15 protein-coding genes and 1 riboswitch are annotated in these 15743 nt (G+C 42.0%); of the genes, 3 read left to right on the top strand and 12 right to left on the bottom strand.

Annotated features, from left to right (window positions below; translation table 11 throughout):
- Positions 1–11 precede the first annotated feature (11 nt).
- A riboswitch (TPP riboswitch) is annotated at positions 12–123 on the top strand.
- A 116-nt stretch (positions 124–239) separates the two neighbouring features.
- The 3 genes from thiS to thiC are packed head-to-tail and all read left to right on the top strand — an operon-like array spanning position 240 to position 2526.
- Positions 240–479: a sulfur carrier protein ThiS gene (gene thiS, locus VST71_08225; GenBank protein ID MEC4685703.1), complete on the top strand. Its 240-nt coding sequence runs from the start codon at positions 240–242 to the stop codon at positions 477–479.
- A complete protein-coding gene (locus VST71_08220; protein ID MEC4685702.1) occupies positions 442–1215 on the top strand; it encodes a thiazole synthase in 774 nt (257 codons plus the stop codon). Before thiS ends, VST71_08220 begins: the two co-directional genes overlap by 38 nt.
- Before the next feature lie 27 nt (positions 1216–1242).
- The gene (gene thiC, locus VST71_08215) at positions 1243–2526 is read left to right on the top strand and encodes a phosphomethylpyrimidine synthase ThiC (GenBank protein MEC4685701.1); all 1284 of its coding nucleotides are present in this window, start codon (positions 1243–1245) and stop codon (positions 2524–2526) included.
- Between the two features lie 217 nt (positions 2527–2743).
- On the opposite strand, the gene VST71_08210 is transcribed toward thiC, so the two are convergent.
- The 12 genes from VST71_08210 to glf all read right to left on the bottom strand — a co-directional run bounded on the left by VST71_08210 (position 2744) and on the right by glf (position 15651).
- Entirely contained in the window at positions 2744–3838 is a 1095-nt protein-coding gene (locus VST71_08210) for a glycosyltransferase family 4 protein (GenBank protein MEC4685700.1), read from the bottom strand.
- A gap of 3 nt (positions 3839–3841) precedes the next feature.
- Positions 3842–5056 carry a glycosyltransferase family 4 protein gene (locus tag VST71_08205; GenBank protein MEC4685699.1) on the bottom strand — a complete coding sequence of 405 codons (1215 nt, stop codon included), beginning with the start codon at positions 5054–5056 and terminating at the stop codon, positions 3842–3844.
- A gap of 13 nt (positions 5057–5069) precedes the next feature.
- Entirely contained in the window at positions 5070–5855 is a 786-nt protein-coding gene (locus tag VST71_08200; protein ID MEC4685698.1) for a polysaccharide deacetylase family protein, read from the bottom strand.
- Positions 5837–6637: a formyltransferase family protein gene (locus tag VST71_08195; protein ID MEC4685697.1), complete on the bottom strand. Its 801-nt coding sequence runs from the start codon at positions 6635–6637 to the stop codon at positions 5837–5839. Before VST71_08195 ends, VST71_08200 begins: the two co-directional genes overlap by 19 nt.
- Positions 6638–6923: 286 nt before the next feature.
- Positions 6924–7955 carry a sulfotransferase gene (locus tag VST71_08190; protein ID MEC4685696.1) on the bottom strand — a complete coding sequence of 344 codons (1032 nt, stop codon included), beginning with the start codon at positions 7953–7955 and terminating at the stop codon, positions 6924–6926.
- A gap of 157 nt (positions 7956–8112) precedes the next feature.
- The gene (gene cysC / locus VST71_08185) at positions 8113–8721 is read right to left on the bottom strand and encodes an adenylyl-sulfate kinase (GenBank protein MEC4685695.1); all 609 of its coding nucleotides are present in this window, start codon (positions 8719–8721) and stop codon (positions 8113–8115) included.
- Between the two features lie 126 nt (positions 8722–8847).
- The gene (locus tag VST71_08180; GenBank protein MEC4685694.1) at positions 8848–10083 is read right to left on the bottom strand and encodes a CDP-glycerol glycerophosphotransferase family protein; all 1236 of its coding nucleotides are present in this window, start codon (positions 10081–10083) and stop codon (positions 8848–8850) included.
- A 71-nt stretch (positions 10084–10154) separates the two neighbouring features.
- Positions 10155–10826, bottom strand: a complete 672-nt coding sequence (locus tag VST71_08175; GenBank protein MEC4685693.1) for a phosphocholine cytidylyltransferase family protein — start codon at positions 10824–10826, stop codon at positions 10155–10157.
- Positions 10827–10897: 71 nt separating this feature from the next.
- Positions 10898–12046: a hypothetical protein gene (locus VST71_08170; GenBank protein MEC4685692.1), complete on the bottom strand. Its 1149-nt coding sequence runs from the start codon at positions 12044–12046 to the stop codon at positions 10898–10900.
- Between the two features lie 411 nt (positions 12047–12457).
- The gene (locus VST71_08165; protein MEC4685691.1) at positions 12458–13462 is read right to left on the bottom strand and encodes a glycosyltransferase family 2 protein; all 1005 of its coding nucleotides are present in this window, start codon (positions 13460–13462) and stop codon (positions 12458–12460) included.
- 77 nt (positions 13463–13539) lie between these two features.
- Positions 13540–14550, bottom strand: coding sequence for a glycosyltransferase family 2 protein (locus tag VST71_08160; GenBank protein ID MEC4685690.1), 1011 nt, complete (start codon positions 14548–14550; stop codon positions 13540–13542).
- 12 nt (positions 14551–14562) lie between these two features.
- Positions 14563–15651, bottom strand: a complete 1089-nt coding sequence (gene glf, locus VST71_08155; protein ID MEC4685689.1) for a UDP-galactopyranose mutase — start codon at positions 15649–15651, stop codon at positions 14563–14565.
- Between the last annotated feature and the right edge of the window lie 92 nt (positions 15652–15743).

Raw genomic sequence — 15743 nt, 5'->3', positions numbered from 1 at the left:
ACATAAGTTTCTGATGTCCCTGGGGGAGGCATGAGCCTGAGAGCCCCGCAAAAATTCAGTGCGGGGGACCCATGGAACCTGATCCGGGTTATACCGGCGTAGGGAAAGGGATGGAAGCCGTATTCCATCCAGGGATACGGCTTTTTTGTTTTTTTTATCACGATTGAGAAACCATGGAGTGATGGAGATGTGGAGGAATGGAGGAATAAGAATCCAAGGCTCCAATCCTTCAGTTAAATATGAGAATACGCTTAAACGGAGAGGAATATATCACCGGAGATATAAAGAGTGTGGAAGACCTCCTGAAGGAGCTTGATATTCATTCGGCGGGGGTTGCTGTAGAAGTAAATCTCAAGATTATAAGCAAGCCTGATTACAGCAATTTTCTGCTGAATGATGGTGATACAGTAGAGGTTGTAAGTTTTGTAGGAGGAGGATGTTATGGAAGACAGGTTTATTATACGGGGAGTAGAGTTTAAGTCAAGGCTGTGGGTTGGAACAGGCAAATACAGGGATTTCGAGGAAACAGCAAAGGCAGTTGAAGAATCCGGCACAGACGTTGTCACAGTTGCAGTCAGAAGAATAAATATTCTGGACAGGAAATCACCCAATCTACTTGACTACATAGACCCGAAGAGGTACAAAATTCTCCCCAATACTGCAGGCTGTTACACTGTTGAGGATGCCCTGCGATACTCGCGTCTTGCAAGGGAGGCCGGGGTCTCTGACATGGTCAAGCTTGAGGTTATAGGTGATGAAAAAACACTTTTTCCGGATGTTTGCGGACTCCTCAAGGCAACCGAGATTCTTGCCAAAGAGGGCTTTATTGTCTTCCCTTACACCAATGATGATCCGATCATTGCAAAGAGACTCGTCGATGCAGGAGCTGCTGCGGTAATGCCCCTTGGTGCGCCTATCGGTTCCGGCCTCGGTATAAGAAATCCATACAATATAAAGATAATTCTCGAAACCGTTGATACCCCTGTAATTGTTGATGCCGGTGTTGGAACAGCTTCCGACTCGACAATTGCAATGGAGCTTGGCTGTAATGCGGCTCTTATAAATACAGGAATTGCCGGGGCCAAAGACCCTGTTGCAATGGCCAGGGCAATGAAACATGCCGTTATTGCAGGAAGACTTGCCTATAAGGCAGGCAGAATTCCGAAAAAACTTTATGCAACTGCAAGCAGTCCCCTTGAAGGAATGCTCCTGTAAACACTGAAAAACCGAGGTTAAAAAACTATGACAAGAATAGAATCAGCAAAAAGCGGAGAAATAACAGAGGAGGTAAGGAGATGCGCTGAGCTGGAAAGCATCTCCCCTGAAATATTGAGCAGGGACATTGCAGAGGGTGTTACTGTAATCCTTCGCAATAATATTCACCAGATTGAACCGGTTGCAGTAGGCAAAGGGCTCAAGACAAAGATCAATGCAAATATCGGCACATCAAAAGACCGCATCTCTTTTGAAGAGGAGATGGAAAAGCTGGACACCCTCGTCACTTACGGTGCAGATGCAGTTATGGACCTTTCCACAGGAGGACCGATAAAGGACATGAGGAGCTTGATGCTCAGAAAATCTCCTGTACCCATTGGAACTGTTCCTATTTATGAGGCGATTGTAAGGACAGTAGAGGTCTATGGCTCAATGGCAAAGATGACCGTGGAGGACCTGTTCAATGTTATTGAAGACCATGGCAAAGAGGGGGTTGATTTCATCACCGTCCATTCAGGGCTTACTCTTGATACTGTAAAACACCTGCGCAACGAGGGCCGGATACTTGATGTAGTAAGCCGCGGTGGTGCTTTTTTGATTGAATGGATGATTTACAACAAGAGGGAAAACCCGCTCTATGAGTATTATGACAGGCTGCTCGATATTGCAAAAAAATATGACATGACTCTCAGTCTTGGTGATGGGATGAGGCCTGGTTGCATTGCAGATGCCACAGACCGGGCACAGGTCCAGGAGCTTATCATACTTGGAGAGTTGCACCAGAGGGCACAGGACGCCGGAGTTCAGAGTATGATTGAAGGGCCCGGTCATGTTCCACTGAATCAGGTTGAGCTTAATATAAGGATGGAAAAAGAACTGTGCAATGGGGCGCCTTTTTATGTCCTCGGTCCGCTCGTAACGGATATTGCCATGGGTTATGACCATATAACTGCCGCCATTGGTGGCGCAATTGCGGCATCAGCCGGGGCAGATTTCCTCTGCTATGTCACCCCTGCCGAACATATCAGGCTGCCATCTATTGATGATGTAAGAGAAGGCGTAATAGCATCAAAAATTGCAGCCCATGCAGCAGATATTGCCAAGGGTATACCGGGGGCAATAGAGCGGAACAGGGAAATGGCACGCCGGAGAAAGGCCCTTGACTGGAACGGTCAGATAGAGCTGAGTCTTGATCCCGAAAAGGTAAGGCGTTACCGCTCTGAGGTCCCGCCTTCAGAAACAGAGGTCTGCAGCATGTGCGGTGAGTTCTGCGCTATCAGGACAGTTGAGAAGGCCCTGAAGAGGAAGTAACATGCCGTTTCAACCGTGTGTGTGAGGGTGTCCATAAACCGTGTCCAGCTGAAGGAAAGCACCTGAAAAATTTCATTAACTCGATGAACATTTATTTATATAGTCCAAAACCTTTTGTCCATAACTGTGAAAGGCAGTAACTTGATAAATTGTAGATTGAGGTATCGAAAATGAAATTTTTCAGGCACTCTCCTTCAGCTAATCGTTCAATCGGGGATTATAAGAGTTTCCTGTAAATCTCTTCAAACTGCACAGTAATCCTGTCCCAGTGGTAAGTCTCAAGGACATGACTCTTTGCCCGCTCCTTTACCATCTCCACGGCCTTACGGTTCTCTATCAAATAGCGCAACTTTGCCGAAAGGTCATCAATATCCTTGTTCCTGAACGTATATCCAAGATCATTCAGGACCTCAATGTTTTCAGGAATATTGCTGACAAGACAGCAGTTACCATAACTCATTGCCTCAAGAAGGACAATCGGCAACCCCTCCACCTCGGAAGGTAAAACAAAGAGATAACTGTTTGAAAGGAGTTCATCAAGCATTTTACCCCTTACAAGAGATGTAAAAATTATATTTTTATTTCCCTCTGCCATCCGGTAAAGCTCTGACTTATAAAGCTCTTCATGTTTGGCATCACCCGCAATAACGAGTTTCATATCCGTGTTAAGCCTCTTATAAGCCTCTATCAAATAATGTGCGCCCTTCTCCCTTACAAGCCTTGCCATAAAGAGAATGTAATCATTTCCACAAAGTCCATACTCTTTTATAAGGTCCGGCTTCTCCATGTTTGGTGGATTAACCCCCGGCGGGATAAAAAATGATTCTATGCCATAGGTATCCATCAGGTACTTTTTTTGCTGTTTGGAGACCACGGTTACAGTATGGGGAAATCTCACAGATGGAAGTTCTGCCAATTTCAGAAAGAATCTTCCAATTCTGCCAAATTTCGACCTCTTCCATTCAAGCCCGTGTCCCTGAACCACAACCTTTCTGCCAAAAAGTCTTGGAATAAAACAGAACATTGCAGGGCCAAAGGCATGAAAATGCACGATATCCACATCCTTCTCAAGACATTGCTCAATGGCTGCCAGAAATGAAGCCGTGAGTTTCTCAAGACTTCTGCTCTTCAGGGTGGGAACGGTCTTTATTCTCATTCCCCTGTATACACCGTCTCTGGCCCCGTAATGCCTCATTGTGTACACAATGACTTCATGTCCCTTTTCTACAAGCCTTGAGCCGAGCTCCTCCGTGTACTTCTCAATACCGCCGCCAAGGGGCATTCCTTTAAGAACAATATATGCAATCTTCATCGGTTACCTTTTCCCGCAGGCCCTTTCATAAACCTCCATCAACCTCTGATAATGAACATCCGCATTGTACTCCTCTTCAGCCTTCTTTCTTGCCTCTCTGCCCATCCCGGCAATCATGGACGGCATAGAGATAAGATAATTAATCTTTTCTCTTAACTCCCTGTAATCTCCGGGCTTAAAGAGCAGACCGGTCTTCCCCTCCACCACCATTTCAGGGATTCCACCTATATCAGAGCCAACAACCGGCTTACCATAGGCAAACGCCTCAAGCACGGTCATCGGCGCATTTTCGTACCACTCGGAAGGAAGCACCAGAAAGGCAGCGTTCCTGAAGAGATTTATGAGGTCTTCACCCGTCTTGTATCCCTCAAATACAACATTGTTAATCTTTTTATCCTTCGCATAGGCCCTGTACTCATCTCCCCCTGGTCCCTCTCCGACAATCCTGACCAGCACATCAATTCCCCTTACAGCATCAAGTAATGTACGAATACCTTTTTCTGCGGAGAGGCGTCCGGCAAAGAGGATGTAATCATGGCTTTCGTAATCAGGTTCGTAAGCTGCAATATTTATAAAGTTGGGTATGTGGACTAATTTCTTTTCATCCACTCCAATCTCTGCGTGTTTCTTTAGGGAAAAAAGACTCGGACAGATAAAAAACGTCACATTTTTACCGTATATATCAAGCAGGCCGTGAACCTCCGCCTCCAGATAATGAAACAGACTCTGCGTTAATGACCCTTTTGTACAGCGGTTTTTGACTACCCTGTACCTTCCAGCCGTAAGGCATTCCGTACATATATGGTTATCTCTGTAAAAATTATATGTTGAACATCCAAGCTTATAATCATGAAGGGTCATGACAACCGGTATCTTATGTTTTCTCAAGACATCAAACACTGAAGGGCAGACCCTGTGGTAAATATTATGGGCGTGAGCTATATCAACCTTATAATCAGACAGCAGCCTCCTCATTAATTTATTATTCTCAAAAGAGTAAAGCATTCTCAACGCGGTTCCAAGTTTCGTTACCACGCCCTGTCCGGAATCAAAGCTCATCGGCCTGCCAAAATATTTTGAATACGGTGACTCCAGATTGCTTTCATGCTTCACAGAAAAACAATGCACTCTATGGCCGTGCTCTTCAAGCAGCCGCGTAACCTCAAAATAATACCGTTCGGCACCGCCCCTGATATAGTGATAATTATTAATCTGCAAGATATCTATTTTCCTAAACCCCTATGTATTTCCTGACTGATACAAATTCATACTTTTCAAGCAAGATTCTGAGTTTTCTCTCTGTGCTGAAAGTCAAAGGGGATTGCAGTATTTTATACTTGAATCGGACGTTTCTTTTTGGTTGATCCCTGTTAAACTCCCAGGGGTGCACATACAGCATTACAGGCTGCCCAGCCATACTATACTGGGAAAACCCCTTGTTTATAATGAATTCCGGGAGCAACCTTAAATATGTTCCTCCTGAAAAGACGGTCTTTAATCCAAATATGTTAACAGAAGAGGGGAAAACACGATATAAATGGTCTTTCTGTATCGTCTGACAATTGCCCTCCCAGTTCTTTTTTTTACTCGAATCGTATTTATAGCCGTGTTTTTGCAGCAGACTGTAGAATGTCATCTCATCCTGTGGAATGGTATATCCCATAGCCCTGAAACCAAGCACCTGCTCTCCTGTCAGGGAAGAGAGGATATCGGAAGACTTTCTTATATCCTCCTCTATATCCTCCATCGCAACATTCCTCAGAGATTTGTGCAGGTAACTGTGCGATGCTATCTCATGACCATCATCCATTATGTATTTTACGAGTTCAGGGTGCCTTTCAGCCAGCATGCCCACCACAAAAAAAGTGGCCCCTGCTTTGTATTGCCGGAGTAAAGAGAGAATATTTAAGGTGTTTTCCACTACCTGTCCCTCGTATTTCGGCCAATCCTCTTCATTGGCCAACTCATCGAAAGTGAAATTATCCTCTACATCAACAGTTAATATATGCCTTTCCATAGCACCTTTCTTCCAGACTTTCTGAACTTTTTTATATCTTTCTTCTGTGGAAAACTGAAATACGTGGCCTCTTCACGCAGGTTCGGTATTGTTGGTGGTTTTCCATCATGCCCGGGAAATAACCCAAAAGCCTCCAGCAGGGCATCTACGGTCAGAAGCTTGGTCTTTTTAATCAAAGAGTCAAGGGTTTCATTGTCCGAAATAGTCACTCTTTTCTGCACAATAATATCACCTGTATCAATAGTTTCATCCATAAGATGAACGGTTGTTGCAGTCTCTTTCTCACCATGATACAGTACCCAGAAACTGGGCAGCATCCCCTGATACTTAGGCAGCGGGGCATTGTGAACATTAATTGTTGCCCATTTTGCAAGACGAATCACCTTTTTGGAGAATATCTGACTTGCTGACAGGGAAACAATCAGGTCAGGGCTGTCGGCCTTGATACTCTCTATCGCCTCAGCAGAGTTTATATTATCTATTTTCGACAAGGGAACCTTATAAGCCCTTGCAACCGCCTCAACAGAATAATATCTCCTGTTCAATTCCATGTTCATTTTTGATAATACTTTAAAGATTATAAATTGCAGGCTCCTGAAAACAAAATATATATATCCAAACCCCAGCTGCTCCCTGATAAGGGTCTTCCATGTTCTTTTTTTAGCCGTGGGGGGCAACAGGACAATCTTCTTTATATCATCCCTCACAGGACTTTCGAGCAATTTTCGAATTGTTAAGGGCAGATAAAAGGGTTCATCCGTTGTAATAACAACTATTTTCATTGTCTTTGCACCTCAAAACCCGAGTTAGTTTTATATATTCTCATTCTTATACTCACATCAAACAACTTATCAAATCATACCCCTCAAGCCTATGAAGAGTAGCTGAAAAAATTCATTTTCGATACCTTGATTTACGATTCATCAACTCTCTGCCTTTCACAGTTAAGTGCAAAAGGTTTCGGACTATATCAATGAATGTTCATTGAGTTAATGAATTTTTCCAGGTGCTCTTTATAAGCTTGAAACAGATAAACCAATAAGCACACCGGAATAAAAAAACGATTTATCATAAAAGTCTTCTCTTGATAGCCTCCGGAATGCTCTTCATCCGCTTAAGGTTAAGAACAAAGGACATTGCCAGCTTTACCGGAAGCGAAAGAAGATACCAAAGCAATGTTAAGGGGTTAACCTTAACACGTTCAGGCTTATACCCGTATTTTCTCATTAACGTGCCGGTAATCTTCTGACAAAGGTATATTTCTGTTTGATTGAGCCCACCTTCTCGCCATGCCTCAACCCTGCTGCCGTCTATACCTTTATTCGCAGTAAACTTCTTTAACGAAGAACCTCCCTGGGGAATATCGAGCATCTCCTTATAAAAGTCCACTCCAAGAAAATCACAAATCCTCCTCACCTCTGCCTCAGAATCTGTCAGAAGGTCTTCAAACTTCACCACTAAAACCCTTGGATGGTCGGCAAAAGGGTTTACAGCACGGACTGATGCATTCCAGATCATGCTTATAGTAACCGGGTGATAATTTATTTTAGTGCGGATTGATTCTTTTAAAGGAAAGTTCTTGTACCCCATCCATCGTCGTTTCCATTTGTTTTTTTGAGACAGCAAGACAGGTCGGGGATCACGAATCATGTTGATAACACGCGAATCCGGATACAGTCTCAGTATATCAGCAATATAGAGGATATAACGGGGGGTCTGATCACAGGGAATCGGCTTACCGTTTTTTTGAGCCACATACCGGAGAAACTGTTCGAATATAACAACAGGTGTTGTTGACCTGTCCTGAATTGAACGTATAACCGTCTTAGCCTCTTCAGAAAAGCGGGCGGGGTCTCCCTGTGTCCAATAGCTATCGTGGTTAATGCATAAAAGTCGTGCTGCCAGCTTCACTGACTCCTCAAAAGACAGAACACGATTATAGTCGCTCGATGCACATAACTGTTCAAAAAAATGCACTTCATGATGGAGGGTAAAAATCATTGGATGATTACGCAATATATGACCCATCATTGTGGTACCGCTACGGCTATTACCAACAACAAAAACCGGTCCTTTAATGCTGCCATCCTCTTTAATCAAATACTACTCCTCCCCAAAAACCCTGTGTTGTTTATGTAACATGTTCTCTTATCATCGTAATGCAAGAAATATCATCATATGTAATTAATCAGGAATGACTCAAACGGACATGAACAATAAAAAGCATGTCGATATTCTTTTCCGAACAGTAATGATACTATTTAATGGACAGGATGTTACTCTTTTCCAAAAGCTCGATTACCTTGGAAACCGAGCTTTCCAGGTCAAAGTTTTCTGTATCAATAACCATGTCAGGATTTTCAGGTTCCTCATAAGGAGCAGATATACCTGTATAGTTCTTTATGATTCCAGCCCTTGCCTTCTTATACTGACCCTTGGGATCCCGTCTCTCACACTCCTCCACAGAACACTTCACATAAATCTCTAAAAAGTTATCATCATTAAACCTTTGCCTGATATACTCCCTGTCTTCCCTGTAAGGGGAGATAAAGGCAGCAAGCACAAGTATCCCGGCATCAGCAAAAAGCTTTGAAACTTCAACTATTCTACGAAGGTTTTCTTTGCGGTCCTCACGGCTGAAGCCAAGGTTGGAATTCAGGCCGTGGCGGACATTATCACCATCAAGAACGTAAGTTCGTATTCTCCGAACGAAGAGTTTCTTCTCGACATTATGTACAATAGTGGATTTTCCACATGCAGAAAGTCCGGTAAACCATACAAGCCCACTCCTGTGATTATTTAAAGCGTTTCTGTCAGACCTCTTTACTGCTCCATCGTGCCATACTACATGATTTTCCATAACCATGAATTCCCTCTTTCTACAAAGTTCCCGGTTCCTCTGACCTCTTAATAAAAAAACCAAATAATCCGAAAGAATTCAGAGAGCCGTTGCGTTTATAAAAAAGGCTCTTACATCCCCCCTGCAACTCCACTATTCATTGTGAAGGATATTTTCAATCCTCTGTACCATTACATCAAGTGTCTTTCCTCTATTATACACCAGTTCGTCAACGGGAAATTTGAAACCGGTTCCTTCTATCGCTTTCCTCAAGTCTTTTTTCAACCCATCCATATCTTCTATTTCATAATCCGGCCTGCACCATTTTTCAGGTCTTTCCGTGCCATATATTTCAAAATATCTTGGTGCCGGCAGGAAAACAACCGGCTTGTCCATCGTCAAAAACTCAAGGGCCATTCCACTCACATCAGTAATCATAACATCTGAAACCAGCATTATATCATCGATGTCATGACTCATTGCAACCCTGACATGAGGATACTTTTTTTCAATATTATAAAGCTTCATGTTCCAGTCAACACCCCCGGTCTTCCATTTAGCTTTTAGTGTCAGTACAATGGGATGAAGGCGGAGCAGTAAATTAATCCCCATATCTCCACACACTTCAACAACCTTATCTATCCATTCAGTGGTTGAAGAAAAATCCCCCCACGTTGGGGCATACATAACCGTTGGAGCATCCGAAAGCCCAAGAGAATCAAGAAAGGGTTTCCTTTTAAATGTTCTTGCCATATTAAGGAGCCTGTCTCCTCTCAGATAGCCAATCTCAAACATTGGTGGCAACTTAACACCATAGTATCCCTGAGCAGTAAGCAGGGCTTTTTTATGCAACGGTCCATTCAGGAAAATAGCATTATACCTTTGAAGATACCGTACATATTTAAAGTCCTTTGTAAAATTCAACCCGGCCATCCCGTGGGTATATAAAACCTTGGGGCATCTCAGTTCACTGCCATACGATGATAACGTAAGTTCAAGAAACAGCTTTAGCTTTGAAGTTTTTAACCAGGGGTAAGCAAAGAGGTCTTTGTTGTATGCAATGTTATATCTGGATAAAAAAAACTTAAATGTTTCGGTTTTTTTATCTTTCATCATTGGTATCTGTTTTGTCGTAGTATAAAGAACAGGACACATTTTCTCATCTCTCTTAAGAGCGTCAACCAGTTCCCTTATATGTTCCATGAAATGTACATGTGATATGGATAAACCGACCAATGCCCTTGAACTATTCTTCCTGCAGTATTCCTTAACATTCTTACCTTCACTTCTGAATAACCCCCTGTATATATAATTCGTCAATCGTCGTGCATTTGGACTTAAAAAAAGTTTCTCACTCAACCCTGCCTTTAACCTGTCCAGATTCAACATTACAGTTCTGATTGCCCTTTCATGCTTAAGTTTCTTGACGAAACCTTATATTTTCGGTCATAAGTCATTTATTACTCAAAAAATTCCTTCACTTTTTCAAAATCTTCCTGGAAATCGATTTCAACACACTTGCACTTCGAAATATCAACAGGGAAAAAATCCATTCCTTTAGAAATACAGATCTCGATACCCCTCTCAAAATAATCACTGTCCTTACATTGGCTTAAGCTTTCCATAAACGGGTTAAAACTTTCTGCAACGATCTTGTTTACTCCAACGGACTCACCTTCTGCATGCTCTACACTTTTTGATATTTCCATAATCCTATCATCACTACCAGTCTTGTATTTCACCTCTTCATCATCACATTTTGCCTTATTTACAGCTATCACATTGCCTCTTTCAGCTAACACAATGTCTATTACTGCTGATTCCAGAAAAACATCGCCATTAAGCCAGAGAGTATCTCCCACATCAATACTCTGCAGTGCCATCATCAGGCTTTTTGAAGTATTGGTCATATGATAAAAAGGATTATACTTGTAAATAACATCCGGATACTTTTCCATTATAATATCCTTCTTGAAGCCAACGACAATTACTATCTCTCTTATACCCTTTTCTTTCAGTATATCTATCTGGTTTCCTATAATGGTCTTACCTGAGGGTAGCTCCATTAGACATTTTGGCAGTTGATTGCCAATTCTTGTACCTGCTCCTGCTGCAAGAATTACCGCTTTCAATACAGCCTCCTTGTATATTGTTTATTCATAACCCTGTCCGGGGAGATTCTTCTCAGCCCGCACAAGCGCTGTCAGACTTGCTCATTGGTCACTATTAAACCATCTTCTTCACGCTGCAAGAACAACGACAAGTAAATACCACACAGGGCAAAAAAAGTATAAACTACAAACGGTTTATTAAACCCTGTAAAAAAACACATTATTACCAGTGCAACAGAATAATTCTTCAGCACAGTTCCTATGTTATACATCAGGGTATCTCCATTCGATTTATACCACCCGGAGATCAGGGAAAGCTTGCGATACAGAGCTACCCATATATACAGATACGCCGTAAATCCCAGGATTCCCACTTCTGCAAAAATAGACGGCCAGAAGGCATCCAAGCTTCCAAAACTGTAAATCTTACCCAGAAAATAACGTGGCCAATCATCATAGTACGGGGAATGGAATATTACAGATGCCAGCCCGCCAAACATCCCGGGACCAGCTCCAAAAAAAGGATGGTCAAGAAAAATCCTGAAAGCTTCAAAATACGTAAAGCTCCTATAGTACTGATCCGGGGTATACCGTTGTACTGAGGGAATCGTCATCAGGGCAATACCGGCAACGATCAAAAGTCCCGGCCATATTAATTTTCTTTTCGTTAACACCATCATGGCAAACAATCCCATCCAAGCCTGCCTTGAGAAGGTAAGGAATATCAGACCTAAAGCCGAGAACATGCCTAAAAACTTTTCCAGTTTGCCTTTTGTGGTTGCATAAATCAGAAAAAGTCCCATTAATGCATACAGTCCAAGGTAATTCACTCCCCCGGCTCCGGTAATAGAGATCACCCTGTCCAGACCCAATCTCTTTTTATGTTCTCCGTACATTCTTACAAGTGGGTTCAGCCTCGGGTCTATGCCTCCAATTGCAAGAATCTCTCCGATTATTCCTGTAACAGCAAGTACAATTACAATCACCTTAATCCAGAAGACAAATGACAGGAACTCTTCACGCCGCCATCTCAGGGTAGCAAATACGTAAAAAACAAGAATATTCTTTATAACATCATATATCCCAAAAACCCCCTGGAATACGTATACACTATTGTATACCATGGAAAAAGAAGCTACCAGTATAAACAGAAAAAGAGGCCTGGTTGTGGGAAGTTCCATTATTCTAAAGACGTAAACCCGTGGCTTCAACGCAATAAAGGTAAATAAAATGGCAAACATCAACAAGGTTGATACTTCATCAGAGTAAGACACAAATTTAACAAGAAACTTATTCTGGATAAACAGCTTTTTGAGCAGTCGTTGCAGAGGCAGTAACAATATAAATATAACCAACAATTTTCTTGTTATCGATGCAACATCAAAAAGCCTTATTATATAGTCAGAACGGCTTGTATTCATCATTTAAAATGTTCTCATTCTATGTAGTGAGATTTCGATACCCGATTACAAAATATCCACTTGCATGTCAATGGTATTCACCCCCTGGTATTCCGGTCAAAAAGAAATGATCATCTAAACTTCCCAACCTGTATTTCGCATGCCATGTTTCCTTGACATCAAGGTTTAAAGGATATCTTCTCTTTGTTCTATAACGACTTCAGTATACATTCAGTCAATCTTGTATTGCTATTACTTACGTTTTGGCGGCAAGTAATACTTATCGGTTGCACCATCAATATAGTATCTGTAAAAATCCATAAGTCCTTTAATATTAAAGCCTGAATTTATAAGGAAATAGACCGTGTGCTTTATAATATTCTTTACGTGTCCGGCTCTTCCATAATAGTTCCCGATTATATATCCCAGGTTTCTATAGTAAATATTAGCTTTACTGGCAGGCCGGACAACAACTCTACCAAAAAGACCAAATAATATGTCCACCTTCTTCCCTTTTCGTGCAGGGTGCAAATGTATAGCACTAACTACCGTACCTACCTCTATGTTATTTGCCCTGGCTCTAAGTTCATACTCTCTCTCATCGCCCCAGATAAACATCTCTTTCTTAACATTCCCGATTTTCTCAACAACCTTCCTGGAAATAAGAGTCCCGTTGAAGGGGGTTACCCAGCCATAAACAACGCCATCTTCTGCACATGGCACAACATTATCCACTGAGTTTTCGACCTTTCTCAGGAAAGGAGGCCAAAAAGACAAAGAATTCGTCCTGGATTTATCTATTATAAGGGGGCCTGAGAAAAGCAACTTCTTCTCTATTGATTTATCCAGCAATTCCGCCAACTGGTCTTCTGCAGGAATACCATCATCATCCATCAACCACACCCAGTCAACCCCGGACTCGTAGCACCTCTTAATGCCCTCATAAAAACCGCCTGCCCCTCCTGTATTTTCGTGCATCCTGACATAATGAATCTCGACAGTCTTATCCGGAAAGGGCGGCAACGGATGTGTCTTCACTTCCTCCACAGGCGCCACATCAGGACTTGACGCTTTGTCAACAAAGCCCTTCTCCATCAAATACTCCGGCGTGCCGTCTGTGGATGCATTGTCTATAACGTATACGGCTTCTACAGGGTATGACTGTCTCAACACGGCATTGAGACAGTCATTCAGTGCTTCCTTCCTGTTATAAGTCACAATAACTGCTGCAACCCTTTCTCTCTTTTTATCAGTCATATATAGTCGTATTTTAACCTATCAAGAGTCTGTTACACAAACCGGATAAGTACTACAAAGATTCATTGTGACGTAATTCAGGGTTGCTTGCGCTTTGGGGGCAAAAGGAATCTGTCAGTTGCTCCGTCAAAATAGTACCTGTAAAACTTTATAAGCCCTTTAATGTTAAGTCTTGAATTTATGAGAAAATAGAGTGTATATTTTATTAAAATCTTCAACTTTTTTTTTACAGTGAAATACTTTTTATGCTGATACCCCAGATTTCTATAATAAATGTGGGCCTTGGGATCTGTTCTAACACTGACTTTGCCCAAAAAACCAAACAATACTTCTGCCCTGTTCGCTATCCGTGCAGGATGCCGATGTAAAGCGGTAATGACGGTTCCCATCCTTATATTATTTGATTCAGCCCTCATCACATACTCTTTTTCATCACCCCAGATAAACATCTCTTTTTTGATGTTTCCAATCTTCTCGATCACTCCTGTCGAGATTAAGGTCCCGTTAAAAGGAAACATACAGTTATATATAATTCCATTTACTGCATATTCTTTAAGGGCATCAACACTATTCTCAAGACCGTCCATGTCTCCTTGCCTGAAAGACAGGGTCTGCTCATGGTTCTTATCTATTACAATAGGACCAGCCATAAGCAGATCGTTCCTCAGTGATTTATCCAGCAATTCTGCCAACTGGTCTTCTGCAGGAATACCATCATCATCCATCAACCACACCCAGTCAACCCCGGACTCGTAGCACCTCTTAATGCCCTCATAAAAACCGCCTGCACCTCCTGTATTTTCGTGCATCCTGACATAATGAATCTCGACAGTCTTATCCGGAAAGGGCGGCAACGGAAGTGTCTTCACCTCCTCCTCAGGTGCACCCTCAGGAGACAACGCTTTCTCAATAAAGCATTTCTCCCTCAGATACTCAGGAGTGCCGTCTGTGGATGCATTGTCTATAATGTATACGGCTTCTACAGGATATGACTGCCTCAACACGGCATGGAGACATTCATCCAATGGTTTCTTCCTGTTATAAGTTACAATAACTGCTGCAACCTTCTCTCTCTTTCTATCAGTCATCTGTCTTTTATTCTAAATTAACTCCTCAAATAATTTTAAAGCCCCGGCAACTACCTGATCCATATTTAAATATTTATACTGGGCAAGTCTTCCTATAAAATAGACTGACCTTAACTTATCGGCCTCCTTCCTGTACTTCTGATAAATCTCCCGGCACTCGGGTTTAGGAATGGGATAATATGGATCTCCTTCAGCCAGGGGATACTCATAACAAATTGTCGTCTTCTGGTGCTGTTGAAGATAAAAGTGCTTAAATTCGGTTATCCTTGTATAATTATAATCATTGGGATAATTTACAACACCTGCATTCTGATATTTCTCCATATCAAGTGTCTCAAATTTAAAGTCAAGGCTCCTGTATGGTAATTTGCCAAACATGTAATCAAAGTAATAATCAATGGGCCCTGTGTAAATAAGCTTGTTATACTCAACCGAGTCAATGATTTCCCTATAGTCTGTCTTCAGCAGCAGATGAATGTTTTTATTATCTATCATCCTCTCAAACATTCTTGTGAAACCATGTTTTGGTATGCCCTGATACGCATCTGTAAAATATCTGGTGTCCCGGTTAAACCTTACAGGAAGCCGTTTCGTTACTTCCGGGTCGAGCTCATCAGGATAAATGCCCCACTGCTTTTTTGTATAGTTTTTGAAGAACAGGTCATATAACTCTTCCCCGACTTGTGAAACAACCACATCCCTTGAATTTCTGATCTTATCGAGTTTCACCCTATGTTGCTCAAAATACTCCTCAAGTTCTTCAGATGTAAACTTACGGTCATAAAGGCGCTCCATGGTATCAAGATTAATGGGCAAATAAACTTCCTTTCCCCTTACCACAGCGATTACCCTGTGAATATATCCATTCCACTCAGTAAACCGGCAAAGATAATCCCAAACGTCTTTTAGATTAGTATGAAAAATATGCGGGCCGTACTTCTGAATAAGAAGACCGTCTTCATTATAATAATCATAGGTATTGCCGCCGATATGGTTCCGAGTTTCTACCAGCAATACTTTCTTATCAAATTGTGTGGCAATTCTTTCAGCTAAGGTACAACCAGCAAAGCCAGCACCGGCAATAAGAAAATCAACTTTCATTCAGTCACCCCTGTATTTTCCCTCTTATAAAAAAACTTTGTCCCTATAGCGGTAAGGATTCAATCTCCCTGCTTTAATCTTACAATATCATA

Source organism: Nitrospirota bacterium, assembly GCA_035873375.1.
In the GTDB taxonomy this organism is placed as follows: domain Bacteria; phylum Nitrospirota; class Thermodesulfovibrionia; order Thermodesulfovibrionales; family JdFR-85; genus BMS3Bbin07.
The sequence above is the reverse complement of the archived record's forward strand: the minus strand, read 5'-3'. Positions and strand labels throughout refer to the sequence as shown.

Bases quoted from the DNA above. Each gene is read 5' to 3' on its own strand.
- VST71_08170 (MEC4685692.1), bottom strand. From the start codon at position 12,046: ATGTTTGCCATTTTATTTACCTTTATTGCGTTGAAGCCACGGGTTTAC.
- cysC (MEC4685695.1), bottom strand. From the start codon at position 8,721: ATGGTTATGGAAAATCATGTAGTATGGCACGATGGAGCAGTAAAGAGG.
- thiC (MEC4685701.1), top strand. From the start codon at position 1,243: ATGACAAGAATAGAATCAGCAAAAAGCGGAGAAATAACAGAGGAGGTA.
- VST71_08210 (MEC4685700.1), bottom strand. From the start codon at position 3,838: ATGAAGATTGCATATATTGTTCTTAAAGGAATGCCCCTTGGCGGCGGT.
- VST71_08165 (MEC4685691.1), bottom strand. From the start codon at position 13,462: ATGACTGATAAAAAGAGAGAAAGGGTTGCAGCAGTTATTGTGACTTAT.
- VST71_08180 (MEC4685694.1), bottom strand. From the start codon at position 10,083: ATGTTGAATCTGGACAGGTTAAAGGCAGGGTTGAGTGAGAAACTTTTT.
- VST71_08160 (MEC4685690.1), bottom strand. From the start codon at position 14,550: ATGACTGATAGAAAGAGAGAGAAGGTTGCAGCAGTTATTGTAACTTAT.
- glf (MEC4685689.1), bottom strand. From the start codon at position 15,651: ATGAAAGTTGATTTTCTTATTGCCGGTGCTGGCTTTGCTGGTTGTACC.
- thiS (MEC4685703.1), top strand. From the start codon at position 240: ATGAGAATACGCTTAAACGGAGAGGAATATATCACCGGAGATATAAAG.
- VST71_08195 (MEC4685697.1), bottom strand. From the start codon at position 6,637: ATGAAAATAGTTGTTATTACAACGGATGAACCCTTTTATCTGCCCTTA.
- VST71_08200 (MEC4685698.1), bottom strand. From the start codon at position 5,855: ATGGAAAGGCATATATTAACTGTTGATGTAGAGGATAATTTCACTTTC.
- VST71_08220 (MEC4685702.1), top strand. From the start codon at position 442: ATGGAAGACAGGTTTATTATACGGGGAGTAGAGTTTAAGTCAAGGCTG.